At 71.2% G+C, this 24,780-nt stretch carries 23 protein-coding genes and 1 pseudogene; 10 read left to right on the top strand and 14 right to left on the bottom strand.

Annotated elements, in window-relative coordinates; genetic code table 11:
* The first annotated feature begins 152 nt into the window (after positions 1 to 152).
* Complete coding sequence (locus tag G3I41_RS02190; RefSeq protein WP_203600022.1) at positions 153 to 1,088, top strand: hypothetical protein; 936 nt, start codon at positions 153 to 155, stop codon at positions 1,086 to 1,088.
* Positions 1,089 to 1,167: 79 nt separating this feature from the next.
* Here the strand turns inward: G3I41_RS02190 and G3I41_RS02185 are convergent, their stop codons facing one another.
* The 3 genes from G3I41_RS02185 to G3I41_RS02175 all read right to left on the bottom strand — a co-directional run bounded on the left by G3I41_RS02185 (position 1,168) and on the right by G3I41_RS02175 (position 4,165).
* The gene (locus G3I41_RS02185) at positions 1,168 to 2,514 is read right to left on the bottom strand and encodes a DUF6801 domain-containing protein (RefSeq protein ID WP_343242040.1); all 1,347 of its coding nucleotides are present in this window, start codon (positions 2,512 to 2,514) and stop codon (positions 1,168 to 1,170) included.
* A 303-nt stretch (positions 2,515 to 2,817) separates the two neighbouring features.
* Complete coding sequence (locus tag G3I41_RS02180; protein WP_343242039.1) at positions 2,818 to 3,435, bottom strand: hypothetical protein; 618 nt, start codon at positions 3,433 to 3,435, stop codon at positions 2,818 to 2,820.
* Positions 3,436 to 3,547: 112 nt separating this feature from the next.
* The gene (locus tag G3I41_RS02175; RefSeq protein ID WP_343242038.1) at positions 3,548 to 4,165 is read right to left on the bottom strand and encodes a hypothetical protein; all 618 of its coding nucleotides are present in this window, start codon (positions 4,163 to 4,165) and stop codon (positions 3,548 to 3,550) included.
* A 766-nt stretch (positions 4,166 to 4,931) separates the two neighbouring features.
* On the opposite strand from G3I41_RS02175, the gene G3I41_RS02165 reads away from it, so the two are divergent.
* The 6 genes from G3I41_RS02165 to G3I41_RS02140 all read left to right on the top strand — a co-directional run bounded on the left by G3I41_RS02165 (position 4,932) and on the right by G3I41_RS02140 (position 11,449).
* Positions 4,932 to 6,146 (top strand): PucR family transcriptional regulator, encoded by a 1,215-nt coding sequence (locus tag G3I41_RS02165; protein WP_164398588.1) that lies wholly within the window; start codon positions 4,932 to 4,934, stop codon positions 6,144 to 6,146.
* A 217-nt stretch (positions 6,147 to 6,363) separates the two neighbouring features.
* On the top strand, positions 6,364 to 6,627 hold the full coding sequence (locus G3I41_RS02160; RefSeq protein ID WP_164398587.1) for a hypothetical protein: 264 nt from the start codon (positions 6,364 to 6,366) through the stop codon (positions 6,625 to 6,627).
* 93 nt (positions 6,628 to 6,720) lie between these two features.
* Positions 6,721 to 7,194 (top strand): SCP2 sterol-binding domain-containing protein, encoded by a 474-nt coding sequence (locus tag G3I41_RS02155; protein WP_164398586.1) that lies wholly within the window; start codon positions 6,721 to 6,723, stop codon positions 7,192 to 7,194.
* A 4-nt stretch (positions 7,195 to 7,198) separates the two neighbouring features.
* Complete coding sequence (locus G3I41_RS02150; RefSeq protein WP_164398585.1) at positions 7,199 to 8,413, top strand: acyl-CoA dehydrogenase family protein; 1,215 nt, start codon at positions 7,199 to 7,201, stop codon at positions 8,411 to 8,413.
* Positions 8,414 to 8,493: 80 nt separating this feature from the next.
* Positions 8,494 to 9,321, top strand: a complete 828-nt coding sequence (locus tag G3I41_RS02145) for a hypothetical protein (protein ID WP_164398584.1) — start codon at positions 8,494 to 8,496, stop codon at positions 9,319 to 9,321.
* Between the two features lie 55 nt (positions 9,322 to 9,376).
* Positions 9,377 to 11,449 (top strand): MDR family MFS transporter, encoded by a 2,073-nt coding sequence (locus G3I41_RS02140; protein WP_164398583.1) that lies wholly within the window; start codon positions 9,377 to 9,379, stop codon positions 11,447 to 11,449.
* A gap of 10 nt (positions 11,450 to 11,459) precedes the next feature.
* On the opposite strand, the gene G3I41_RS02135 is transcribed toward G3I41_RS02140, so the two are convergent.
* From G3I41_RS02135 to G3I41_RS02125, 3 genes are read right to left on the bottom strand one after another with little or no spacing between them, the layout of a single operon-like run.
* Positions 11,460 to 11,915: a YchJ family metal-binding protein gene (locus G3I41_RS02135; RefSeq protein WP_164398582.1), complete on the bottom strand. Its 456-nt coding sequence runs from the start codon at positions 11,913 to 11,915 to the stop codon at positions 11,460 to 11,462.
* 44 nt (positions 11,916 to 11,959) lie between these two features.
* Entirely contained in the window at positions 11,960 to 12,196 is a 237-nt protein-coding gene (locus tag G3I41_RS02130; RefSeq protein ID WP_164398581.1) for a DUF397 domain-containing protein, read from the bottom strand.
* Entirely contained in the window at positions 12,196 to 13,056 is an 861-nt protein-coding gene (locus G3I41_RS02125; protein WP_164398580.1) for a helix-turn-helix transcriptional regulator, read from the bottom strand. Before G3I41_RS02125 ends, G3I41_RS02130 begins: the two co-directional genes overlap by 1 nt.
* A gap of 205 nt (positions 13,057 to 13,261) precedes the next feature.
* On the opposite strand from G3I41_RS02125, the gene G3I41_RS02120 reads away from it, so the two are divergent.
* From G3I41_RS02120 to G3I41_RS37580, 3 genes are all read left to right on the top strand, one after another.
* On the top strand, positions 13,262 to 13,720 hold the full coding sequence (locus G3I41_RS02120) for an ATP-binding protein (RefSeq protein ID WP_164398579.1): 459 nt from the start codon (positions 13,262 to 13,264) through the stop codon (positions 13,718 to 13,720).
* On the top strand, positions 13,714 to 14,157 hold the full coding sequence (locus G3I41_RS02115; RefSeq protein ID WP_164398578.1) for a hypothetical protein: 444 nt from the start codon (positions 13,714 to 13,716) through the stop codon (positions 14,155 to 14,157). The genes G3I41_RS02120 and G3I41_RS02115 overlap by 7 nt, the downstream gene beginning before the upstream one ends.
* A gap of 125 nt (positions 14,158 to 14,282) precedes the next feature.
* Positions 14,283 to 17,660: a DUF4132 domain-containing protein gene (locus G3I41_RS37580; protein ID WP_343242037.1), complete on the top strand. Its 3,378-nt coding sequence runs from the start codon at positions 14,283 to 14,285 to the stop codon at positions 17,658 to 17,660.
* On the opposite strand, the gene G3I41_RS02105 is transcribed toward G3I41_RS37580, so the two are convergent.
* The 8 genes and pseudogenes from G3I41_RS02105 to G3I41_RS02070 all read right to left on the bottom strand — a co-directional run.
* Complete coding sequence (locus tag G3I41_RS02105) at positions 17,655 to 19,007, bottom strand: 6-phospho-beta-glucosidase (RefSeq protein WP_164398577.1); 1,353 nt, start codon at positions 19,005 to 19,007, stop codon at positions 17,655 to 17,657. The genes G3I41_RS37580 and G3I41_RS02105 overlap by 6 nt on opposite strands.
* Positions 19,008 to 19,143: 136 nt before the next feature.
* Positions 19,144 to 20,685, bottom strand: a complete 1,542-nt coding sequence (locus G3I41_RS02100; protein WP_164398576.1) for a cytochrome P450 — start codon at positions 20,683 to 20,685, stop codon at positions 19,144 to 19,146.
* 85 nt (positions 20,686 to 20,770) lie between these two features.
* Complete coding sequence (locus G3I41_RS02095) at positions 20,771 to 21,385, bottom strand: ATP/GTP-binding protein (protein WP_164398575.1); 615 nt, start codon at positions 21,383 to 21,385, stop codon at positions 20,771 to 20,773.
* Complete coding sequence (locus G3I41_RS02090; protein ID WP_164398574.1) at positions 21,366 to 21,737, bottom strand: DUF742 domain-containing protein; 372 nt, start codon at positions 21,735 to 21,737, stop codon at positions 21,366 to 21,368. The genes G3I41_RS02095 and G3I41_RS02090 overlap by 20 nt, the downstream gene beginning before the upstream one ends.
* Positions 21,734 to 22,141 (bottom strand): roadblock/LC7 domain-containing protein, encoded by a 408-nt coding sequence (locus G3I41_RS02085; RefSeq protein ID WP_164398573.1) that lies wholly within the window; start codon positions 22,139 to 22,141, stop codon positions 21,734 to 21,736. The genes G3I41_RS02090 and G3I41_RS02085 overlap by 4 nt, the downstream gene beginning before the upstream one ends.
* Positions 22,138 to 23,757, bottom strand: coding sequence for a sensor histidine kinase (locus tag G3I41_RS02080; protein ID WP_164398572.1), 1,620 nt, complete (start codon positions 23,755 to 23,757; stop codon positions 22,138 to 22,140). Before G3I41_RS02080 ends, G3I41_RS02085 begins: the two co-directional genes overlap by 4 nt.
* A gap of 319 nt (positions 23,758 to 24,076) precedes the next feature.
* Positions 24,077 to 24,583 (bottom strand): MarR family transcriptional regulator, encoded by a 507-nt coding sequence (locus G3I41_RS02075; protein WP_164398571.1) that lies wholly within the window; start codon positions 24,581 to 24,583, stop codon positions 24,077 to 24,079.
* A pseudogene (locus G3I41_RS02070) lies at positions 24,580 to 24,780 on the bottom strand (FUSC family protein); the annotation flags it as partial. The pseudogene G3I41_RS02070 and the gene G3I41_RS02075, both read right to left, overlap by 4 nt.

Below are 24,780 nucleotides of genomic sequence, written 5' to 3'. Positions count from 1 at the left end.
ATCGGTGAATGGGATTTCGTACCGGCTCGTTTCGAGGCGGTCCCGGCACCCGCATTCTGCGTTCCGTGCTCAATTCCACTCTGCACCGTTCATCTCCGGACTCAGCCGGCCGCCACGGCGGCGGCCGCCTCCCATCCGAAAAAGGGGAAGACATGAGAACTGGCTCGAACCGGGTTCGTGTGGGGCTGCTGGCCTCCTTCACCGCGCTCGCCGCCGTCGCCTCGATCGGGTCGGCCACTGCCGCCACCACGTTGAACGGCGACTGGGCGCCCTTCAGCCGCTGCCCGGTGGACGACCCGGCCATGCTGGCGGCCGACGGGGCGACGGACATCGCCATCTGCGTCTCCTCGCACTCGGCGAGCGGCTCCATCAAGCTGGGCAACACCGTGGTGCCCTTCGGCGCCAGCGACCTCCAGATCGGCGTGGTCAACCACCCGGGCGCCGTCTCGACCGTGGTCTCCCCGAAGGACGGAGCACTCGTCGCGGACTCCGCGAAGGTCCCGGGCGGCCTGCTCGGCCTGATGTGCCCCAGCGACGTCCCCGTGATCACGGGCATCTGCAACACGCTCACCGATGTGAAGCTGAACCGGGTGACGGCGACCATCGAGTCGGTCAACACCCCGACCGGCTTCCAGCTCCTGGCGGGCGCGACCACCGGCAAGCCGATCATCACCCTCCCGGTCCGCATCCACCTGGAGAACCCGCTCCTCGGCGACAAGTGCTACATCGGCTCCGCCTCGGACCCGATCCTGCTGAAGCCGCAGAACCTGACCCAGCCGGCCGTCACCAGCGAGAACTTCGCCGGTGACGGAACCCCGGACCCGAACGGCCCGATGAGCCGGCTCAGCCTCCAGGGCGCCACCCAGACCGACACGACGTACGCGGTCCCCGGGACCAACGGCTGCGGCCTGCTCGGCTCGCTGAACTGGGCGGTCAACCTCAAGACGGGCCTGCCGTCGGCCGCGGGCAAGAACAGCGTCACACTGAACAACGCGCAGACCGACGTGGCGGCGATGGCAGCCCCGGGTGACATCGCCCCGAACGCGGGCAAGGTCATGTCGCAGTACTGGCACTCGGCGGCGCGGTAGCCGTCCTCGCGTCCGGCGCCCGAAGGGGCCACCTCCTGGGTGGAGGTGGCCCCTTCGGGTGCGTCGGGCGGGCGGTGGGCTACGGCTTGGGCCCCGTGCCGGGCAGTTCCGCCGGAGGAGGTGGGCAGTAGGAAGCCTCGGGGTTGGTGGGAACACAGGTCGAAGCCTGTTCCATGACGATCCGGTTCCCCGGACCCGAGATCGCAGCGGTGAACAGCGGATTCAGGTTCTCGCCGCCCGTGCCGCATCCGGTGAAGGGCGGGATGGTGACCTCGCCGTCCAAGCGGCCGCCCACGCCGACGTTCGTATACGCTGCCCCGCCGTTCAGTACCACCTTGAACGCCTTCTCTGTCCTGCAGTCGTTTCCTACATCGAGTGGCGTGCCGTTGATTTCGACGTCGTGGAGGCGGAGAGACTGCTTGAAGTAGGCCGTGGAAAATACCGTACTACCGACGTTTCCAAAGGAGATGGTCATCGGCCCGGTCTCGAAGGACACCTTCGCCGTCACCGGCTGGAAGCCGAAGGCGAGAAAGGTGGAATCGGCATCCGGAAGGTCGATGTCCGCGAGGGAATCGAAGCGGATGTAGTACCCGCCCACCGCGTCGAACCCTCGGATGGTGATGCGCGCCGCCGGCTTCACACTGATGAGGGCAGGATGGGCTGGATGGGCCGGATCATTGATGATCATGGCTCCGTTCAGCTTCTGGACATTGGCCAGGCCCACCACGTTGGCACAGGCGAACTGCGGATTCGCGTTCTCCACGACACGTGGCGCATCGCCCGGCGGAGGCTGCGGTGCCTCGCTCCCGTCCATCTCCCCCACCGGCGGATCCACAGGACAGTAGTCGGGGTCCTCGTCGTCCTCGGCGGCCGCCGGTTCCACCGCGATGTCCTTCTCCTCCGCCCGGCCGGAGCCACCCCCTGGAGGGGTGGACGTCTCGGGGGTCCCCGACGGCTCGGCGCCGGTGCCGCTGCCGTCGGTCACCCGCGTGGTCGCGAGGTGTCCGTTCTCGCCCTCCTTCAGCCGACACGTCACCTTGGTCAGAGGCGGTGCGGTCTTCTCGGACTCCGCTGTGGCGGACCGCAGCTCGATCGTCAACTCCTTGACGGAGAAGACGACATCACCCGGGGATCCCAGCGTGACGTAGGGGACCTCACCGGAGTGGACGAGGGCTACGTCACCGTCGGCGGGAAGAGGGGTGCTCGGCGCGTACAACTCCCACGGAGCCTCCGTGGACTCCCCGTCCTGGGCGATCTTCACCGTGAGCGCCGCCCGGCTCACGAACGCCTCGGTGCCCTCCGGCACCAGCCCCGCGAGATCCGCCCGCGAGAGGGTGACAGTGAGCGTCGCGGGCCCCGGCTGCACCGGGCGGCCGATTTCACCGGTCGCCGGTACATCCACCGCCACGGCGACCGTGGCCGCCACGGTCGCCGAGCCGCTGTCCTCGGCTCCACAGGCGGCGGTGAGGCTGACGGGTCCGGTGCTCTCGTCGGCGGCCGAGCCCCCTCCGGACAGCAGCCCGGCGAGCAGGGCGAGACCGGCGACGGAGGCGACCCTCACGGAACGCCCCCCACGGGTCACGGGTATCTGAGTGTGCATATCGGGCCTGTCCTCCACGGGGTGCGATCGGTGGTACAGCTGCGGTGGCGCCCGCCCCCGGGCGCCGGAATCAAGCAGACCGGGCCGGCCGGGAGAGCGCGCGGCCGGCCCGTGCCCGTTCCTTGAGGTCTACGAGGTCTTGATCAGCGGCGCCTTGCCCGTCGACGCCATGGCCATGTGCCACGAGGACTTGAGCGTGACGACGTCGCCGTCGTTGATGAGCCCCATGCAGTTCACGTTGGAGGCGATCAGGCCACCGGACGTGTCACTGATGACGAGGTTGCCGGTGTCGTTCTCGTAGTGCCCGTAGAGGGTGCCCTTCACGTCGGCGACGCACCCGAAACCCGCCCAGTGGGTCGAAACTCCGCTGATCCTGACGTCCACCCAGTTCGTGTGGGAGGGGTTCTGCCCAACGATGTCGATGGCCCACGCCGGAGCGCTCTTCGTCACGGTGTACTCGATGCCACCGATGGGGCAACTGCCGACGACGGAGTCGATCGTGCCGAGCCCGCTTCCCGTCGTCCCGGTCGCTTCGAGCTTCCCAGCCGTCACGTCGAAGGAGCGACACGCCCAGAACAGGGCCGGGAATCGGAACGTGGGATAGTTGGCGTGGGGGGCTGTGAACGCCCCTGCCGGCGTCACGGTCCACGTGCCCGTCGTAGCGGCCGAGGCCGAGGACACCACTGTCCCGAGGGCGGAGGCCAGGGCGGCGGCCACGACGGCGAGACGTCGCGAGCGGAAGTTCACGAACTCACATCCTCAAGGTCATGGCGCCGCGTCCGCGGCGCCCTCAACGAGAAGGCCGGGCCGGCCGCGAAGAGGCTCCGCGGCCGGCCCGTACCCGTGTGCTGCTAGGTCCCTACGGCGTCGTGATCTTCGGCGAGGTGCCCGTCGAGGTGATCTTGACGAGGTACGAGGCCTTGAAGGAGGCCACGTCGCCGTTGTTGATCAGGCCGAGGCAGTTGGCGTTGGACGCCTTCAGGTCCGTGCCCGAGCCGTCGATGACCAGCCTGCCGGTGCTGTTGTCGTAGTACCCGTAGGCCTTGCCCTTGAAGTCGGCGGCGCAGCCGAAGCCGCTGATGTGGGCCGAGATACCGGTGACGTTGCCCTTGACCCGGTTGGCGTTGGAGGGGTCCACCCCGGTGACGTTGATCGCCCACGGCGTCGCGGTCATGGAGACGGTGAAGGTGATGCCACCGACCGAGCAGCTGGTGAAGCCGATCGTGCCGATGCTCGCCATGTTGGCCCCCGTGGCGCTGGTCGCGGCTACGTTGCCCGCGGTCACGCTGGAGGAGGCACACGACAGGGTCGCGGCGGGGACGGTCAGCGTGGGGCTGGTCGCGCTGGCGGTGTACGCGCCGTTCGGGGTCGCCGACCACGAGGCGGTGGCGCCGGCGGAGGCGGAGGTGGCCGCCATACCGAGGGCGGCGCCGGCGGCGGTGGCGATGATGGCGGCTCTACGTGCAAGGGTGTTCACGGAATCCGGTTCCCTTCGAGGGTGTGTGACCTACACCGGGGGGCCACTTCCGGCCGGGTAAGCGGCGCTCCCGGAGTGGGGGGTCACGAGACAGGAATGTGGCAGTCCGGCCTGACGGACTGCTCGACCTCTTGCGTTCGGCGATGACGCTACGGGCGAGTAATGTCGCTCCGCAACACGCTGGAACAAAGAATCTCCACTACGATCGTTCTCTCTCAGAAATTGCTTGCGAGGCGAGTACGGCGCGCGGATTTTTTATCGAGAAGTGAGCAGATCTCCCGGAGCCGGAGCGCCCACCCCTGCTCACCCGATGACGGAACGGCACCCCGCCCGGCCCAACACCCCACGTCACGGCCCTACCGTACGGCCTCCTCCACCACCACCGCCCAGCGCGCCGGTCACCCCGCCACACCCTTGACTTCCCCTCGCCGGCCGAGTGGAATTCACCACGAAAAGCGGGAGCGGGAATCTCCGGGGAGCCGGGAGCACGCACCGGAACCATCGCCGCATTACCGGAATCCGCGCCCCCGCGTCAGCACCGCACGAGTGATCCGCGAGTCGGTCGCGCGTGCGGAGGCCCACCATAGAGGTGGCCGAAAACAGCCGATACATGGCCCATACATTTCGTCTTGTCCTGCCTGTGTTCAGAGCCACACACGTGGACTATCTTCGGCAGCCGAAGTTGGTACGCACCTGAGAACGGCTGGGAGCGCTCTCCCGTCCGTCACCCCCCATCGGGCGCCGAAGAGCAAGAAGGGGTCAAGGTATGCCGGGAGTCGCGCAACCCTCGGATCTGGGCGAGCCGCTGGGACCGCTGCCGCAGGAGTTCGCCACGATCGTGCGGCCCGAACTGCCCAGCCTCATCAAGGAGATCGGCCTTGAGGTCACCCGCGCCTACCCCGAGTACGCGCGACTCCTCGACGGCCCGTACGGCCAGGGCATCCGGGTCGGCGTCGAGCAGAGCATCTCCGTGTTCGTGGACCAGGTGGCCGAGCCCGCCGCACCCTCCGCGCTGCGCGACGAGATGTGCCGCAGGTTCGGCCGGTTCGAGGCGTACGAGGGGCGCAGCCTGGACCAGTTGCAGGGGGCGTACCGGCTGGGCGCCCGGGTGGCTCTCCGCCGGGCCAAGAAGATCGGCAGGCGCTACAACCTCTCCCCCACCATGATGCTGACGTTCGCCGACGCGCTGTTCAGTTACGTGGACGAGCTGGAAGCCCTGTCGCGCGAGGGGTACTTGGAGGTGAGGTCGGCCTCGGACGACCACACGGACACCTTGCGGCGCCGGCTGCTCCACCTGATCCTCGCCGGGCGGCCGGTGCCGCGGGTGGCCATCGCGGAGCTGTGCGAGCAGACCGGCTGGACACTGCCGGACGAGGTGACGCTCGTCGCCGTGCGCCCGTCCCCCGATCTGGACCGGCTGGCGATCGACCGCGACGTACTGGTCGACTTCACCGACCCGCAGCCGCACTTACTGATCCCGGGCCCCTTCGACGACATGCGAAGACGCATGCTGGAACACGCACTGCCGGGCGTCCGCGCCGCCATCGGCCTGACCGTCCCCTCGTCGCTGGCGTCGGACTCGATCCGCTGGGCCCGGCGGGTGCTGGAACTCGTGGACGCGGGCGTCATCGACGACGCGCCGGCCATCCTCTGCGACGACCACCTCATCACCCTGTGGCTGCTCTCCGATCCGGTCCTCCTCGACCAGCTCGCGCGCCGCGAACTCGCCCCGATGGCCAACATCAGCGCCAACCGGCGCGAACGGCTCATCGAGACGCTCCGGATCTGGCTCGACACCCGGGGCACGGCAGCCCAGATGGGCGAGCTGCTCGACGTACACCCCCAGACCGTCCGCTACCGGATGCGCAATCTGGAATCGATCTTCGGCGATCAACTGGTCGATCCGGAGGCGCGGTTCTCGACGGAGACCGTGCTCCGCGCCATGCGGCTGCGGGCCCGCAGCAACGACACACCCATCTGAACAGCGCGCGACGCACCTTCGGCCCGACGAGAACTTCACGCGACGTCAACCTACTTGCTGGTAAGAGGAAATAGCCGGTCATTCCCAAACGGTTGCCACACGGAGACGTACTCAACGAGAAACCAGGAACTGCGTCTCGTTATATGGAGTGGTGTCGGTCCGCCCACCCGGCGGTCCGACACCCGACCTCCTGGCCACCATCGAGAGGGAACCCCCCATGACCGCCCCGCACCTGCTCGTCCCCGTCCCGATCCCGGACCGCATCGCCGCGCTCATCGGCGCCTGCACCCCCGCGCACATCCTCCAGGCCGAGTTCGACGCCGACTGCGCCGCGCGCGAGGTCCGCAGGTTCCGCGGACCCCGGCTGGGCATCGAGGACCAGGCCGACCGCGAGCTGGCCCTGTCGGAGCTGGCCCGCGCCAACAAGGTGCTCGCCGCGCACCACCCCCATCTGGTGGTGCGCCCCGGTTCCGCCTGGTGACCCCGTAGGACGACCCGCTCCCGCACCTTGCGAAGAGGCCGCCGCGCCCTTACCTTACTCAAAAGTAAGTTTACTCCAGAGTAAGGAACTGGCGTGGCCGACAACAGCAGCGGCAAGGTCACCGACGAACTGGCCGCCCTCGACTTCGCGGCCGTCTCCCCCGAGGAGTTCGCGCGGATCGTGAAGGGGCTGTCCGCCAAGCAGCTCGCCGAGATCATGCACGGGGAGCTGCGGACCCGGGTGCTCGGCGAGGTCTTCGGCCGGATGAGGCAGCAGTTCCGCCCGGAGGCGGCCGGGGCGCTCACGGCGCTGATCCGCTGGAAGATCACCGGTGACACGGAGGTGGTCTACGAGACCTCGATCGCTGACGGCACCTGCGCCGTCAGCGAGGGCCGCTCGGACGCGGAGCCGCGTACCACGCTGGTCATGGCGGACGCGGAGTTCCTGAAGCTCGTCTCCGGCAACGGCAACCCGATCACCATGTTCATGATGCGCAAACTGAAGGTGGCCGGGGACGTCGGCCTGGCCTCGGGCCTCACGCGCTACTTCGACATCCCGAAGGCGTGAGCCGATGAGCTACTTCTCCCTCGCGCTCACCGAGGAGCAGCAGGACCTGCGCGACTGGGTGCACGGCTTCGCCGCCCAGGTGGTGCGCCCGGCGGCGGCCGAGTGGGACGCCCGCGAGGAGACGCCCTGGCCGGTCATCCAGGAGGCCGCCCGGATCGGTCTCTACGGGTTCGAGTCGCTGGCCGACATGTACGGCGACCCGTCGGGGCTCTCCCTCCAGATAGCCAACGAAGAGCTGTTCTGGGGCGACGCCGGCATCGGCATGGCCCTGTTCGGCACCTCGCTCGCCGTCGCCGGGATCTTCGCCTCCGGGACCCCGGACCAGCTCGCCGAGTGGGTGCCCCAGTGCTACGGCGACGAGGACGACCCGAAGGTCGCGGCGTTCTGCGTCTCCGAACCGCAGGCCGGCTCCGACGTCTCCGCGATGACCACCAAGGCCCGGTACGACGAGGCGAAGGACGAGTGGGTGATCTCCGGCCAGAAGGCGTGGATCACCAACGGGGGCATCGCCGAGGTCCACGTCGTCGTCGCCTCGGTCGACCCGGCGCTCGGCGCGCGCGGGCAGGCCGCGTTCATCGTGCCGCCGGGCACGGAGGGCCTGGCGGCGAGCCGCACCATCAAGAAGCTGGGGCTGCGCGCCTCGCACACCGCGGACGTCTTCCTGGACGACGTGCGGGTGCCGGGGCACTGCCTGCTCGGCGGCAAGGAGAAGCTGGACGCCCGCTTCGCCCGCGCCCGCGAGGGCTCCACGGCCAAGGGGCAGGCCGCGATGGCCACCTTCGAGGTCAGCCGGCCCACGGTCGGCGCCCAGGCGCTGGGCATCGCGCGGGCCGCGTACGAATACGCGCTGGAGTACGCGGGTGACCGCGAGGCGTTCGGGCGGCCGATCATCGAGAACCAGTCGATCGCGTTCGCCCTGGCCGACATCCGTACCGAGATCGAGGCCGTACGGCTGCTGATCTGGCAGGCCGCGTGGATGGCCCGCAACGACCGCGCCTTCGACGCCGGACAGGGCTCCATGTCCAAGCTCCGCGCGGGCGAACTCGCGGTGGCCGCGACGGAGAAGGCCGTCCAGATCCTGGGCGGCGCCGGATACAGCCGGGAGCACCCGGTGGAGCGGATGTACCGCGACGCCAAGATCTACACGATCTTCGAGGGGACCAGCGAGATCCAGCGCCTGGTCATCGCGCGGGCGATCTCGGGCCGGCACATCCGCTGAAGGCGGGGGCGGCGGGCGGGAGCGGGAGCGGGCCAGCGAGGATATGCGGGTCCGCACACCGCCGCACCCGGGGGAACGCCATGCCCGCCGTCCCGCGTCCGTCCGTCCTCTTCGTCACCGACCTCGCCTACGAGGCGCGCGGCCGGCGCTACTGCGACGAGGACATCGGGCTGACGGCGCGCCTTCGCGAGGACTTCGACCTCGCGCTCTGCCACCCGCGCGACGCCGCCGCCCTGCTGGACGGATTCGACGCCGTCGTCGTACGCAACAGCGGTCCGGTCCTGCATGACCAGGAGGCGTACGACGCGTTCCGGGCGCGGGCCTCGGAGCTGGGCACCCGGGTGTACAACCCGCTGACCGGGCGCGGGGACATGGCGGGCAAGCAGTACCTCGTCGACCTGAGCCGGGCCGGATACCCGGTCATACCCACCGTGGACCGGGCGGCGGACCTCGGGCTGCTGCCGCACGCCGACGGCTATGTCGTCAAGCCGAAGCTGGGCGCGGACTCGGTGGGCCTGCGCTTCGTGACGACGCCCGAGCTCGACCCCGGCGCCGACGGCACCCTGCTCGTCCAGCCCCGGATCGACTTCCGCTACGAGGTGTCCTTCTATTACGTCGACCACGACTTCCAGTACGCGCTGCACGCCCCGGACCCGGAGCGCCGGTGGGTCCTCGAGCCGTACGAGCCGAGCACCGCGGATCTGGCCTTCGCCCGGTCGTTCGTGGAGTGGAACACGCTGGAGCACGGCATCCAGCGGGTGGACGCCTGCCGGACCGCGGACGGCGGCCTGCTCCTCGTGGAACTGGAAGACCTCAACCCGTATCTCTCGCTGGACCGGGTAGCCGCCCCCGTACGGGAGGCATTCGTCACCCGCATGACGCGGTCGCTGCGGGATCTGCTCGCCTGACACGTCCGGGCGTTCCCCGCATGCGGGTGACACGAGGCGATGTGAGGGTGCAAAGGTGACCACTGCCAGCGAGACCGCCCCCGCCGCGCAGAGTGCCGCCGCGCCGCCCGTGCTGGATCCGCGCCGTCGCAACATCGTCTTCGCCACGATCGTGCTGGGCATCCTGCTGGCCGCCCTGGACCAGACGATCGTGGGTACCGCGCTGCCGACGATCGTCTCGGACCTCGGGGGCGCCGCGCACATGTCGTGGGTGGTCACCGCCTACCTCCTCGCGGAGACGGTGGCGACGGTGCTGGTCGGCAAGTTCGGCGACCTGTTCGGGCGGAAGATCGTCTTCCAGCTGTCCGCCGTCATCTTCATCACCGGTTCGTTCCTCTGCGGGCTCGCGACGAACATGACGCTGCTGATCGTGTGGCGCGGCCTCCAGGGCATCGGCGCCGGCGGTCTGATGGTCACCTCGATGGCGCTCATCGCCGATGTCATCCCGTTGCGCGACCGGGGCAAGTACCAGGGCGCGATCGGTGCCGTCTTCGGCGTGTCGACGGTGATCGGACCGCTGCTCGGTGGGCTGTTCACCGACCATCTGACCTGGCGCTGGGCGTTCTACGTCAATGTGCCGATCGCGATCGCGGTGGTCATCGCGGCTGCCCGTACGATCCCGTCCGTGAAGGCGGCCGGCCGCCCGGTCATCGACTACCTGGGCATCGCGATGGTCACGGTCGGGGCCAGCGCCCTGATCCTGGCCACCAGCTGGGGCGGCAACGAGTACGCCTGGGGCTCCGGCGTCATCATCGGCCTGTTCGCCCTCGGGATCGTGGCACTCGCGCTGTTCTGCCTGGTCGAGTTCCGGGCGAAGGAGCCGATGCTGCCGATGCGGCTCTTCGGCAACCCGGTCTTCACGGTCTGCTCGATCCTCAGCTTCATCGTCGGGTTCGCGATGCTCGGCGCGATGATCTTCCTGCCGACGTACCTCCAGTACGTGGACGGCGACTCGGCGACCCTGTCGGGCGTGCGCACGCTGCCGATGGTCGTCGGCCTGCTCGCCGCCTCCATCTTCAGCGGCAACGTGGTGAGCAAGACCGGCCGCTACCGGATCTTCCCCGTCATCGGTTCGCTGGTCATGGCGGTCGGTCTGTTCCTGCTCTCCCGGATGGGCCCGGACAGCGGGGTCTGGCTGGAGTCGCTGTACATGCTGGTGCTCGGCATCGGCATCGGGCTCTCCATGCAGGTCCTGACGATCGCCGTGCAGAACACCGTGGACTACGCGGACCTGGGCACGGCGACCTCGGGCGTCACCTTCTTCCGTACGCTCGGCAGCTCCTTCGGCACCGCCGTCTTCGGGACGATCTACGCGAATGCCCTCGGCCCGCACCTCGAGGACGGGATCACCGAGGCCGCGCGGGCGGGCGGCGATCCCGCCGTGCTGGCGAGGGCGTCCCAGAGCCCGGAAGGGCTGCACGCGCTGCCCCCCGCCCAGTCGGAGCCCCTGGCCCAGGCATACGCGGACACGCTGCACACGGTGTTCCTGTGGACGGTGCCCGTGGCGCTGCTCGGGTTCGTCGTCGCGCTGTTCCTCAAGCAGGTGAAACTGCGCGACACCGTGCGGGCGGGCTCGACGGACATGGGTGAGGGCTTCGCCTCGCCGAACACCCAGGACCCGGCCCAGCTGCTCGAATTCTCGGTGGCCAAGGTGCTGCGGCGGGTGGATCCGGAGACGGCGCGGCGGATCGTCGCGGAATCGGACACCCGGCTCGACATGGCGGGCGCCTGGGCGGTGATGCAGGTCGAGCTGTTCACGCGGATGGTCGGCCACGCGGGGCTCCGGCTGATCGCGGCCCGGCACCGGATTCCGCCGGAGGTCCTGGTGCCGGTCTTCGACCGCATGATCGAGGAGGGCTTCCTCACCGGCGACGGCCACCTGTTCCAGCACACCGCGGCCGGCGCCCGCGAGGCGCGGACCATCACGGACGCCTGGGCCCACTGGCTCAACGACCAGCTGGGCGAGGACGGCGGTCGCCCGGACGACGCCCGGCTGCGCGCCGCCGTCGACGTGATCGCCAAGCGGCTGCTCGCGGAGGACCTGACGCAGGAACTGGCGCCGGTCGCCCCCGCGGGTGCGCCGGTCTGAGGACGGGCCCTCAGAGCGCGAAGACGGCGCTCTCGTAGACCCAGGCGCCCTCGTACCGGACGAAGCGGCTCTTCTCGTGCAGGGAGTCGGCGCGTCCGCCCGCCGTGTAGTGGGCGCGGAAGGTGACGGTCCCGGTGGTGTGGAAGGCGCTGCCCTCCGTCGTCTCCAGGACCTCCAGGCCCTGCCAGCGCTGCCCGGGGTCGAGGTCGAGGACGCCGGGGCGGTGGTCCGGGTGCCAGGTGCGCAGCAGATATCCCGCGTCCCGGACGACGAAGGCGGCGTACCGCGACCGCATCAGCGCCTCGCAGGTGGCGGCCGGGGCCCCCGCGTGCAGCCGGCCGCAGCACTCGGCGTAGGCGGCGGGCAGCCCGCAGGGGCACGGCGAAGCCGCGCCGATCTCAGGGACGGGGGCGGTGCGAGGGCTCGTGGCGGACGGGCGCCGGGAGCGGGAGGTGCGTCGGGACATGGGTCCATTGTGGCGTGCGCGGGCACGCGGCCCCGACGTGCGGCTCAGGTCAGCAGGAAGTCGGCCTGGCCGGCCTTGGCCCCCTGGATGAAGGCGGCGATCTCGTGGGGGGTGTAGATGAGGGCCGGACCGTCGGGGTCCGCGGACTGGCGCATGGCGATTCTCCCGTCGGCCAGTTTCATGGCCTCGACGCAGGTACCGCCGTTGCCGCCGCTCCACGGCTTGTACCAGCCTTCGGAGCCGAGGTCAGCGGCCGGCATGCCGTTGTATATGGGTGTCATCACAGCTCCTTGCGGAAGTCCCGGAGGAGTTCCTTCGTGCGTTGTGCCGTCGCGGCCTGGGCCGCCATGCGGTCCATGACCTCGAGATAGGAGGCCACCTCCGGGCGCGCGTCGAAGTAGACGGCCCCGGTCAGATACTCGCTGTAGACCATGTCGGGCAGTTCGGGCACGGCGAAGCGGAACAGCACGAACGGCCCGTACGTCCCCGGGTGGTGACCGGTGGAGAACTCCGCGATCTGCAACGTCACGTTCGGCATCGACGTCGCTTCGAGGAGCTTGTCCACCTGCGCGCGCATGATGTCGGCGCTGCCGACCGGGCGGCGCAGGACGGTCTCGTCCATCACCACCCACAGACGCGGGGCGTCCGGCTTGGTCAGCAGGGCCTGCCGCTCCATCCGCAGCGCCACATGGCGCTCGATGTCCTCGGCCCTGACCTTGCCCACGGCCCCGGTGCGCATCACGGTGCGCGCGTAGTCCTCGGTCTGGAGGAGTCCGGACACGAAGTGGGGCTCGTAGATGCGCAGCAGGCTCGCCGCGCCCTCCAGGCTGACGTACATGGAGAACCAGTCCGGCAGGACGTCGTGGAACCGCTGCCACCAGCCGGGTCTGTTGGCCTCCTCCGCCAGCTCCACGAAGGCGTCCGTCTCCGCCTCCGAGATCCCGTACGCCCGCAGCAGCAGCTGCACATAGGGGATCTTGAGGGCGACCTCGGCGGTCTCCATCCTGCGTACGGTCGCCGGGGCGACGTGCAGCACCTTGGCGGCCTGGTCCCGGCCCATGCCGGCACGCTCCCGCAGATCCTGCAGCCGCTTGCCGAGAACGACCTGGCCCACGGTCGGGGCGGACCGCGGTTCGCTCACTTCAGACCTCCCCCTGCGCTGTATGCGTGCAGTGTGCCATGCGGTCGCCGCCATGGACACAGCCACTCTGGAATTTTCAGAGTGCCCCTTGCCAAGTGTTCACGACAGGGGGAGAGTTGGGGGACGAAACCAGTTGACCTGTCGCGCCCGCGGCTTTTTCGAAGATCGCGAAGCGTGACGCAGCCCCCACTGTGAGGATTCGGTCGTGGCACCTGGCAGTGCGCTCATCCCCCGGCTCGTGGAGACCGGCCCGGGGACCGAAGCGCTCCGATACTGCTTCGCGCTGCGCGCGCATCCCGAATCGGTCGCCGTCGCCCGGCGCCTGACGAAGGCCCGGCTCGGCGAGTGGCGAGCCGGCGGCGACACCCTCGACGCCGCGGTCCTGATCGTCTCCGAACTGGTCACCAACGCGGTGGTGCACACCGGCAGCGCACGGGTGCTGTGCGAACTGCGGTGCCTCGACGGCCGGCTGCGCCTCTCCGTGCAGGACCAGGGGCACCAGCCGGACGGACCACGCCTCGGCAGAGGCGCGGACGACGAGCACGGACGCGGCCTGCTGCTCGTCGACTCACTGGCCCGCGCCTGGGGCTCGCGCGACGCCGGGGACGGCTCGGGCCGCATCGTCTGGGCAGAACTGCCGCACGGCTCGGAGCACTCATGCTGAAGAACGCCATGAACCACTTCCTCGCACACCGCCGGTCCCGCGAGCCCGTCGGCTCCCCCGCCGGCACCGGCCGGGTCCAGCTGCCGCTGCCCACGACCCTCTCGGCGAGCCTCGGCTGCGACGCGGTCGGGGTGCCCGCGCGCCACGGCTTCCGCCTGATGTCCCATCTGCCGCGTACCGGCTGCGTCTTCGCGGACGCCGAGCGCTGGTGGTGGATCGTCCCGGCCGGCTCCGACCTCGACCTCGACTGGCCCGAGCAGGTGTCGTACGCGCGCGGGACGTGGGTGCCCGCGGTACGGCCCCGGCTCATCCATCAGCCCGACAGCCGCACGCCCTACACCCCGCCCATCCCGCTGTTCCTGATGGTCTGCCAGGTGACGGGCGTGACGCCCTCGTGGACCCAGGCGTACGGGCCACGGGCCGTCTCCGCTCCCTGATCCGGGCCGCGCGCCCGGCCTTCCCCGCCTCGGTCACCCTGCGTTGTCAGTGGCCGGTCCTACGGTGGAACCACTGATCGAAATCCCGCGGAACGCGGGGTCAACGGGTGTGAAGGGGGCGGCCGGTGCGTGCTGTGGAGCCTGTCGAGGGCGGTACGTCGCGGTTCGAGGAGACCGGGACGGACGAGGACACGTTCGTCTTTCCGGACGGCTGGCGGCGGCTGGTCCATCCCCGGCGCGGCGGCATCGCGGCGAATCCGGCCCGGGTGGACAGCAAGCTGGTCGACGCGGTCGCGGAACGGACGGCCGAGGAACACGCCTGGATCCAGGAGTATCTGGACGCGCCACGCAGCGACGCCGCCCTGGTCGCCGAGGTCCGGCGGCATCTGAACGGGGAGCCCTCCCCCGCCGGGGCGGCGGCGGTGGCGCTCATGGTGGGGACGTACGAGCCTCCGGCGGCCGCGTGGGCGGACAGCTGGACGCGGCTGCACGGACTGCCCTTCGCGGCCCGCGCCGCGGTGGAGCTGTTCATGACCAAGGTGCACTACATGCAGAGCGGGAGGCACCGTTACGACGCCTGGCTGGAACCGGCGTCCACGGCACAGGAGACCCTCTCCGGGCACTACAGCCGGATCGCCGCCGACCGGGTGCGGGCTCTGCTCGCCGTCGCGGACGACGGGACCTACCGGGCCACCGTCGAGGCGCTGTCCGCCTGTCGCACCGACACCCACCGGAAGATCGTCACGGCCTACCTGGCACCGAGCGAGTCCGACTGGGTCGCGGAGCTCGGCGCCGTCCACGGGCCGGCCGGAGAGCCCGGCCCCGGGCTCCTCTCCCTGATCTTGTGCACGCTCGACTCGCCCGAGCAGGCCGCGCTCTACCCCGACGCCTTCGGATGCGCCCGGAATCCGGCCGTGATCGCCACGGCCGCCGAGGGCATCGGCACGGCGATCGTGCCCGTACTCACGAAGGAGCTGGAGAGGGGGCACTTCTACGCGGACGGGATGAAGAAGCTCGCCGAGGCGCTCGTGGAGTTCCCCACCGACGACGCCTTCGGGGCCCTGCTCGCGCACTCGGACGACAAGCAGGTCCGCCCGGCCCTCCTGGAGGCGATGGACCGCTATCCGGCCCGTGCGTTGCGGCTGCTCGCCGCGGACGCCCGGGACCGGGCGGAGTCCGCGGCCTCCCCGTCGGTCCTGCTGCGCACCCACCTCGCCCGCCACCGCACCCTCGCGGAGCGGCTGCTGCCGACGCTGGACGGCGGCCTCGCGGCCTTCGTGGAGCCCTTGCTGCATCCGGCCGGCCGGATCGCGGACGCGCCCGCCGATGCCCTTCCGGCCGTGCTCACCGCGCCGCCGTGGACCCGGCAGCGGACCACGGCCCGGCCCAGGACCGTCACCGGCCTGACGGCGGACACGGGGAAGGCCGCGCTGTGGCTGGCCGGTGAGCGGGAGAAGTGGGCGGCCACCAGCAGCTGGTACACCCGGCGCGAGGCGGTGGAGGACTGGGACCGGACGCTCGACTCGCTGCGCTACGGGCTCGACTCGTCGGACCTGCGCCCCGCCTGGGTCTACGTCCACGGGCCCGAGGAGCGGGTCGCGCCCCTGCTCGAGACCTGGGACCCGACCGATGTGTGGGAGGCCGTGGACACGCTGAAGCCGGTCGCCGCCCGCTTCGGCCTCGGGGCCCTGCCCCTGCTCCTCCGCGTCGTGCCGCGCCGGCCCAGCTCACTCGCCCCGCTGCTGATGCCGTACGTCGACGCGCGGGTCGCCCGGCTCATGGCCGACTGGGCGGTGCGCCTCAAGTCCACGGCAGCCGTCGTCCACGCGTGGTTCGAGCGGCACGGCGTGCGGGCGGCGCCGCTGCTCGTGCCGGACGCGCTCGGCAAGGCCGGGGCCGCCCGGCGCGCCGCCGAACAGGCGCTGCTGCTGATCGCCGGGCTGCACGGCGACGCGGTGGTGCGGGAGGCCGCCGAGGGGTACGGCGAGAAGGCGGCGGACGCGGTGGCGGCACTGCTGGCCGCCGATCCGCTGGAGCGGTCGCTGCCCGCCGTCATGCCGGAACTGCCGCAGTGGGCGGACCCCGTGCTGCTGCCGCAGATCTCGGTCGCGTCGGGCGGGGCGCTGCCGGAGGAGTCCGTCCGCCATCTGCTGACCATGCTCGCCCTGTCCAAGCCCGGTGAGCCGTATCCGGGGCTCGCCGACGCGCTCGGGGTCGTAGACGCGGTCTCGGCGGCGGAGTTCGCCTGGGCGCTCTTCGAGCAGTGGCGCGCCGCGCTGCTGCCCGCCAAGGAGGCGTGGGCGCTGCACGCGCTGGGTCTGCTGGGCGACGACGGAACGGTGCACCGGCTGACCCCGGTGATCCGCGCCTGGCCCGGTGAGAACGCCCATCACCGGGCGGTGGAGGGGCTGGACGCCCTGGCGGCGATCGGCAGCGACGTGGCGCTGCTCCAGCTGCACGGCATCGCGCAGCGCGTGAAGTTCAAGGCCCTGAAGACGCGGGCCACGGAGAAGATCGCCGAGGTGGCGGCGGGGCTCGGTCTGACGGGCGAGCAGCTCTCGGACCGGCTGGTCCCCGACCTCGGTCTCGACGCGGACGGCTCCACGGTCGTGGACTACGGCGGCCGGACGTTCACCGTGGGCTTCGACGAGCAGTTGCGGCCCTGCGTCCGGGACGGCGACGGCGAGCTCCGCAAGGACCTGCCGAAGCCCGGGGCGAAGGACGACCCGGAACTTGCCCCGGCCGAGCGCAAGCGCTTCATGGCCCTGAAGAAGGAGGTCCGGACGCTCGCCTCCGACCAGGTCCGCCGACTGGAGGCGGCCATGCTGGCGGACCGCTCGTGGACGGCGCGGGAGTTCACCGAGCTGTTCGTCGGCCATCCCCTGGTGTGGCACCTGGTGCGCCGGCTGGTGTGGCTGAGCGAGGCGGACGGGGTGACCACGGCGTTCCGGGTGGCGGAGGACCGCACCTTCGCCGGCTCCGGGGGCGACGCGTTCGCGCTGCCCGAGGGGGCGACCGTGCGGCTGCCCCACCCACTGCGGCTGGGCGAGGCGGTGGCCGTCTGGTCGGAGGTGTTCGCGGACCACGGGATCGCGCAGCCGTTCCCGCAGCTCGGGCGCCCGGTGTACGCCCTGACCGAGGAGGAGGCCGCCGGCCACCGCCTGGGACGCTTCGAGGGGTTCAAGGTGCCCACGGGCAGGGTCCTCGGTCTGGAGCGGTACGGCTGGCAACGCGGGAACCCGGAGGACAACGGTGTGGAGCGCTGGATCTCCAAGCGGCTGGGAGACGGTTGCCACCTGGTGATCGCCCTGGACGGGGGCATCGCGATCGGCGCGGTCGACACGTACCCGGAGCAGACCCTGGAGACCGTCTGGCTCGACGTCGAACCGTCCGACTACTGGCACCACCGCCCCCACGACCTGCGGTTCGACGGCCTGGACGCGGTGACCGCCTCCGAGCTGCTGGCCGACCTGACCGCGCTCACCGAGGACGCGGTGTCATGACCGTACGGCACCCAGATACGCCAGCCCCGGGTGCGCCTTCACATAGCCGTCGACCAGGTGGTGGGCCACGGAGACCGAGTCGACCAGGGGGTGCAGGGCGAAGGCTCGGACCGCGTCCGCGCGCGATCCGCTCGCCGCGGCGTCCAGGACCGCGCGCTCGACGGCCTTCACCGAGGTGACCAGGCCGACCGCGTGGTACGGCAGGGGGTCGACGGAGACGGGGCGGGCGCCGTTGGCGTCGACCAGGCAGGGGACCTCGATCACGGCGTCCGCGTCCAGGACCGAAAGGGTGGACCTGTTGCGGACGTTGAGGATCAGCGTGGTCCGCTCGTCGCGGGCGATCGCCCGCATGAGGGCGAGGGCGACCTGCTCGTAGCCGCCGGATTCCAGGTCGCTCTCCTCGCGCTCGCCGGCTCCCGCGACGTCCCGGTTCTCCGACATGTAGGTCGCCTCCCGCTCCGCGCGGGTGCGGTCCCAGGTGGCCAGGGCGGGGGTCTGCGGGTCCCTCATCCGGCCGTAGAAGCCTTCCTGCTGCTCGCGGAGGAAGGCGCCCCGGGTCTGCGCGGCCTCCTGGTAGGCGCGGACGGCTTCCCGGTTGAAGTAGTAGTAGTGCAGGTACTCGTTGGGGATCGCGCCCAGCGAGCGCAGCCAGTCGGCGCCGAACAGCCGGCCCTCCTCGAAGGAGCCCAGCAGCCCGGGGTCGGCCAGCAGGCGCGGGAGTTCGTCGCGGCCGTCGACGTACAGCCCGCGCACCCAGCCGAGGTGGTTGAGGCCGACGTAGTCCACCCGGGCCAGGTCCGGGTCGGCGCCGAGGACGCGGGCGACGCGGCGGCCGAGGCCCACCGGCGAGTCGCAGATGCCGATGACGCGGTCGCCGAGGTGCCGGGACATCGCCTCGGTCACGAGCCCGGCCGGGTTGGTGAAGTTGATGACCCAGGCGTCCGGGGCGATCCGGGCGATGCGCCGTGCCAGGTCGACGGCGACCGGTACGGTGCGCAGTCCGTACGCGATGCCGCCCGCGCCGACCGTCTCCTGGCCGAGGACGCCCTCGTCGAGCGCGACGCGTTCGTCGGCGGCCCGGCCCGCGAGACCGCCGACGCGGATCGCCGAGAAGACGAAGCCGGCGCCGCGCAGGGCCTCGTCCAGGTCGGTCGTGGCGTGCACGGCGGGCGCGTCCGGGACGGCTTCGGCCTGCTCGGCGAGGACCCGGGCCACCGCGGTGAGCCGGTCGCTGTCCGTGTCGTAGAGGGTGACGGCCGTGACCCGGCCCTCGGCGTGGTCGGCGAGCAGCGCCCCGTACACCAGGGGTACCCGGAATCCGCCGCCGCCCAGAATTGTCAGCTTCACGCTTCCGCATGGTACGTGGCGCCCACGGGGCGTCCGGTGGAACTCCGGGCCGGCGGGTGCCGTCGCGGGGCGGCCCGGTGGCGGGGCGTCGCTGTCCGCCCGCCCGCCACCGGGCCGCCCTGTCGTCGCGCGAACCTCAGTCGCCGCCCCACCAGCGGGTCACGACGCGCCAGAGTCGGGCGGGTCCGCCGGGCTTGCGCTGGCGCGGGACCCGTCCGGACAGCGTCTCCGCCGATCCGTCGGCCGTCGCGGTCGCCCCGGCCGGGGCGGCGGACGACGGCGCGTGGGACCCGTCCAGGGGGGCGCGGACGGGGGTCGGGGCGGTGTGGCGTACGGCGGACTGGACCTCCCAGTCCTGGCGGGCCGCGGCGGGCCGGCCCATGGACGGCGGTTCCCGGTCGTCCTGCGGGGAGCGGGGGGCGAATTCGGCGGGGAGCTCGACCAGGTGACGGCTCATGAAGTTGCCGACCCAGCGCAGCTCGTTCTCGGCCACCGCGAGTTCGAGGTCGGGCAGCCGCAGCAGGAGGGCGTCCACGCCGACGTCCGCGATGGCGCGGCCGATGTCCTGTCCGGGGCACTCGTGGGGGCCGCCGCTGAACGCCAGGTGGGAGCGGTTGCCCTCCATGTTGGCGGCCAGGTCGGGGCGGACCACGGGGTCGGTGTTGGCCGGTGCGATGCCGACGATCAGGGCGTCGCCGGCCTTGATGTGCTTCCCGCCCAGTTCGGTGTCGCCGACGGCCCAGCGGCCGAAGACCGCGGTGAACGGCGGCTCGTCCCACAGGGTCTGCTCGACCGCCTCGGGGACGGTCATGTGGCCGCCGCTGAGCCGGGCCCGGAAGCGCGGGTCGGTGAGGACCATGCGCAGGACGTTGGCGATGAGGTTGGCGGTGGCCTCGTAGGACGCGATCAGGATGAGCCGCAGATGCTCGGCGACCTCCTGGTCGTTCATGTTCGCGGGGTGCTCGACCAGCCAGGTCGCGAAGTCGTCGGCCGGTTCGCGGCGGCGGCGCTCGACCAGGCGGGTGAGCGCTCCGACCACGTAGGCGTTGCTCTGGACGGCGGTCGCGGTGCCCTTGATCATGTCGCGGGCCGCCTCGACCATGCGGTCGTTGTACTCCTCCGGCATGCCGAGGATGGCGCACATGACCATCATGGGCAGCCGTTCGGCGAACTCGGCGACCAGGTCGGTGCGGCCCTCCTGGCAGAAGCCGTTGACCAGCCGGTTGCTGTACCGGTTGACGTGGCGCCGCACGCCGCGCGTGTCGATGCGGGCCATGGAGTCGGTGACCGCGCCGCGCTGGCGTTCGTGGCTGGCGCCGTCGGCGAAGACGCAGATCGGCTGCCAGGTGAAGATCGGTGCCAGCGGGTGGTCGGGGGCGACGCTGCCGTCCTGCAGGGCCCGCCAGCGGCGCGAGTCGCGGGAGAACTGCGAGGGCGTACGGGTCATGTGCAGGTTCTCGCTGTGGCCGAGGACCAGCCAGGCGGGCACGTCGCCGTGCAGCAGGACGGGGGCCACCGTGCCGTGTTCGGCGCGCAGCTTCTCGTACAGGCCGTGCGGGTCCTGTTCGGCCTCGGGGCCGTAGAGCCGGCGCAGACCGCCGGGGCCGACGCCCAGGCCGTGGGCCGGGCACTCGGGGGGCGGGACCTGGCCGTGCTCGTAGGGGAAGGGGGTTGTCACGATCGCTCCAGGGGTCGGGCCTCGGGGGCCGGACGGTCGGGGGCGCGGTGGGGACGCGCGGAACGGGTTCGGGTGCGCGGGAGGGTCAGCCGAGCGGGCGGGTGATGCTGTGCAGATAGCGCATCAGGGTCATCAGCACATCGCGGCTGGAGCCGCGCAGCCGGGCGTCGCAGTCGATTATCGGGACCTCCTCCGAGAGGTCCAGGGCGCCGCGCAGCGCCTCGACGGGGTACTTCGGGGCGTCGGGGAAGGTGTTGATGGCGACGACGAACGGCACCCCGCGTTCCTCGAGGCGCCCGATGACGTCGAAGCTGGTTTCGAGCCGGCGGGTGTCGAGGAGGACCACGGCGCCGAGGGCGCCCTCGAAGAGGCCGTTCCAGAGGAACCAGAAGCGTTCCTGGCCGGGGGTGCCGAAGAGGTAGAGGACCAGCTCCTCGCTGATGCTGATCCGGCCGAAGTCCATGGCGACGGTGGTGGCGGTCTTGCTCTCCACGCCGAAGTTGTCGTCCACGCCGACGCCGGCCTGCGTCATCGTCTCCTCGGTGGTCAGCGGCCGGATCTCGCTGACCGAGCCGACCATGGTCGTCTTGCCGACCCCGAACCCTCCGACGATCACGACCTTCACCGCGGCGGTGGCCGTGGTGGGCAGGACGTCCTCGCTGCGGGGGCCCGTGATCGTGTCAGAGTTTCTGAAGTCCATGCATCACCGCTTCGAGGAGGGAACGGTCCGGGAGGGTCGCGCGGACGATCGGGGCGCGCGATTCGATCAGACCGGTGGCGAGGAGTTCGGTGAGGAGTGAGGTCACCACGCTGAACGGCAGGCTGAGGTAGGCGGAGAGTTCGGCGACGGATAACGGTGCCTGGCAGAGCCGCAGGATCACGGCCTGCTCGGGCTGGACCGTCGGTGACGGCTCCGACTGCGAGACAATCATCGTGACCAGGTCGAGCGCTGCCCGCTCGCTGCCGTCGGGATCGCCGGTGATGACGTAGAGCCTCTCCGGATCGCTCAGCGCCGGGTCGGCCTTGCGGCGTTCTCGTCGGGGAGAGTTCATCCGGCCTGCCCGTCGTGGCGGGGCGGGCTCGTGAGATGGCCGCCGATGCGGACGACCATGTCGCGCATCCGCGCCCCGACGTGCCCGGCGTCCACCGTCTCACCGGCGAGCACCGCGAGGTAGGCCCCGGTGCCCGCGGCCATCAGGTAGAAGAAGCCGCCGGTGACCTCGATGACGACGAGCCTCATCCGGCCGTCGCTGTACGGGATCTCGGAGGCGACGGCCGCCGCCAGGCTCTGGAGGCCTGCGCAGGCCGCCGCGAGCCGGTCGGCGACGTCGGGGTCGCCGCCGTGCTGGGCGATGCGCAGTCCGTCGGCCGAGAGCACGACGATCTGGTGGATGTCCGGGACGTCGTCGGCGAGTTCCCTGAGCATCCAGTCCATGTTGCCCCGCTGCTGGATCACCGCTGATCTCCCTTGTCCCACGCGTCGTCAGAGTCTTCGCCGGCCCTGGGCTCCTGGGGCACGCCGTTGGCGGCCTTGGTGAACGCCTCCAGCCAGATGCCGGGGGGCGGTTCCTTGCCGCTGCCCTGTCCGGGGCCGTAGCCGGCGGTGGGGTCGGCGGCCTGTGCGGGGAGGTTGTGCGAGCCGAGGGGGGCGCGGCCGCGGCTGCGGCGCTGCGGGAGTCCGCCGGCGGTCCACTCCGTCACGATGGGCACGTCGTCCTGCATGGCGGCGGCCGGGATGGCAGGGGCGGCCGGGATGGCAGGGGCGGCCGGGCGGAACTCGGAGACCACCGGGCCGGTCGCGGGGCGCGCGGCGACGGGGCTGGGCTTGCGGCGCTTGCCGCGGGGTGGCACGACGTGCTTCATGTCGTCGAGGTCGATGTCGCTGGTGGGCCGGGAGGTGGCGCCGATGCCGTGGGCGATGCCGGGGGCCGGGCCGGTGGTGATCATGGCGCGGGGCACGATGAGCACGGCGCGTACGCCGCCGTACGCGGACTGGCGCAGCGAGATCTGGAGGTCGTACATCCGGGCGAGGCGGCCGACGACGGCCATGCCGAGGCGCGGGGACTCGCCGAGGTCGTTCATGCTGGACCCGGCCTGTGCCCGGGCGAGCATGCTCTCGGCGCGGGCACGGGCCTCCTCGCTGAGGCTGACTCCGCCGTCCTCGATCTCGATGGCGATGCCGGTCTGCACCTCGACCGCGGTGACGTGCACCCGGGTCTGCGGGGGCGAGTAGCGGGTGGCGTTGTCGAGGAGTTCGGCGCAGGCGTGGATGAGCGGTTCGACCGCGGTGCCGATGATGGCGACCTTGGCGATCGAGTGCAGGTCGACGCGCGGGTACTCCAGGATGCGCGACATGGCGCCGCGCAACACGCTGAACAGCGGTACGGGCTTGGGCCACTGGCGGCTGGGGCGGGCGCCGCCGAGGACCGCGATGGAGTCGGCGAGGCGGCCGATCAGCGCGGTGCCGTGGTCGATGCGGAGCAGGTCGTCGAAGACGTCGGGGTTGCGCCCGTGGTGCTCCTCCATCTCCCGGAGCTCGCTGGCCTGGCGGTGGACGATCGCCTGGACGCGGCGGGCGACGTTGACGAAGGCGCGCTGCGCGGAGTCCCGGGTCGCCTCCTCGTTGTCGATGATGTCGAGCACCGTGTAGACGAGGGAGCGCTGGGAATCGGGCAGGTGGCGGTAGACCGGGTCGGAGTCCACCACGTCGCGCAGCACCTCGTCGGGCGAATTGCCCACGCGCAGGCGGTGGATGGCGGAGGGCAGCAGCTCCTTGCCGATGCGGACGGTCTCTTCGTCGTGCTCGGCGATGCGCCGTTCCAGGACGGAGACGCGCTGTTGGTACTCGGTGCTTCGGCGGCGGATCGTCCGGCCGCGGCGGGCGATCTCCACGGAGAGCGCGGCGACCACGACGGTGGCGAACGCTCCGCACCAGACGACTGGTATCCGCGCGGGCTCGGCGACCAGCGCCGCCGCGGCGGCGGTCGCCCCCGCCATCACGACGACGGGAAGCAACAGGGCGCGGGCGACGGGGGCTTCCCGGCCGGCCGGCGGTGATTCAACACGGGCCATCTGAACCTCTGGCGGTTGATTCGGTAGGTATTCCGGAGATTCGGCGCTTGTCTGAACGAAGGGAACAAGCGCGCGAATTCACCTCAACTCGGCTTCACTGCGCGTGAGCTTAGTCAGATCGAATCAGCGCTTTCGCACATTCCTCCAACCCCCTGCGCGAGCGCTCCCGCGGTAGTACGCTCACGAGTTTTCCTACGCACCGCCTTCGAGCGTGTGCGGGGAGTAACGAGGCGGAGGAACAAGGAAGAATCGGCCCACAGGGCGAGAGATGGGCACATATGAACGAGGGTGCCCGTACGAGTGGTGCCGGGGAGATCTTCTAGCGGCGGGCGCCGCCGATACGCCCCTCCAGTTGCACCAGGAGCTCGCTGAGCTGGGCGCTGAGCCGGTCGCGGGGCTCGGCGTCGAGACCGGAGAGCACCGCGCGTTCGTACGCCAGCTGCCGGGGCAGCAGCCCGTCGACCAGGTCACGGCCCTCGTCGGTGAGGCGGACGTAGGCGACCCTGCGGTCGCGCTCGTCGCCGCGCCGGGCGATCAGGCCGCGTTCCTGGAGAACCCGCAGCCGCTTGGTGACGGCGGCGCCGGAGGAGAAGGTCTCCCGGGCCAGTTCACCGGGGGTCAGCTCGCGGTCGGTACGGCGTACGGCTCCGAGCAGGTCGAACTCCGCGCGGGTCAGGCCGGCCGCCCGCAGCGGGGCGTCCTCGGCCTGCTGGAGCAGCGCGGAGCAGCGGTTGATCCGGCCGATGAGCTCCATGGGCCCGGTGTCCAGATCCGGGTTCACGGCCTGCCACTGCCGGACCACCGAGGCGACGATGTCGTCGGTCACACCGCTCCGTTCTCCTGGGCGGGGACGAGCAGTCCCCGCCGTTTCGCTGTCGCCGCGAGCGTACGGTGTCCGGCCTGCTCGGCGGCGAGCACCGCCTCCCGGGGCAGGGCCGGCTGCCACCACTCGCCGGCCGCGGTGTCGTCCGCCTCGCGCAGCTCGACCAGGGAGCCGGTGAGCCGGCGGCGGGCGGCGTCCAG

It is taken from the genome of Streptomyces sp. SID9727 (genome assembly GCF_010550605.1).
GTDB lineage: Bacteria > Actinomycetota > Actinomycetes > Streptomycetales > Streptomycetaceae > Streptomyces.
The sequence above is the reverse complement of the archived record's forward strand: the minus strand, read 5'-3'. Positions and strand labels throughout refer to the sequence as shown.

Coding starts and splice junctions, on each gene's coding strand:
- G3I41_RS02190 (WP_203600022.1), top strand. CDS start 153: ATGAGAACTGGCTCGAACCGGGTTCGTGTGGGGCTGCTGGCCTCCTTC.
- G3I41_RS02165 (WP_164398588.1), top strand. CDS start 4,932: ATGCCGGGAGTCGCGCAACCCTCGGATCTGGGCGAGCCGCTGGGACCG.
- G3I41_RS02160 (WP_164398587.1), top strand. CDS start 6,364: ATGACCGCCCCGCACCTGCTCGTCCCCGTCCCGATCCCGGACCGCATC.
- G3I41_RS02150 (WP_164398585.1), top strand. CDS start 7,199: ATGAGCTACTTCTCCCTCGCGCTCACCGAGGAGCAGCAGGACCTGCGC.
- G3I41_RS02145 (WP_164398584.1), top strand. CDS start 8,494: ATGCCCGCCGTCCCGCGTCCGTCCGTCCTCTTCGTCACCGACCTCGCC.
- G3I41_RS02135 (WP_164398582.1), bottom strand. CDS start 11,915: ATGTCCCGACGCACCTCCCGCTCCCGGCGCCCGTCCGCCACGAGCCCT.
- G3I41_RS02130 (WP_164398581.1), bottom strand. CDS start 12,196: ATGACACCCATATACAACGGCATGCCGGCCGCTGACCTCGGCTCCGAA.
- G3I41_RS02115 (WP_164398578.1), top strand. CDS start 13,714: ATGCTGAAGAACGCCATGAACCACTTCCTCGCACACCGCCGGTCCCGC.
- G3I41_RS02095 (WP_164398575.1), bottom strand. CDS start 21,385: ATGGACTTCAGAAACTCTGACACGATCACGGGCCCCCGCAGCGAGGAC.
- G3I41_RS02090 (WP_164398574.1), bottom strand. CDS start 21,737: ATGAACTCTCCCCGACGAGAACGCCGCAAGGCCGACCCGGCGCTGAGC.
- G3I41_RS02080 (WP_164398572.1), bottom strand. CDS start 23,757: ATGGCCCGTGTTGAATCACCGCCGGCCGGCCGGGAAGCCCCCGTCGCC.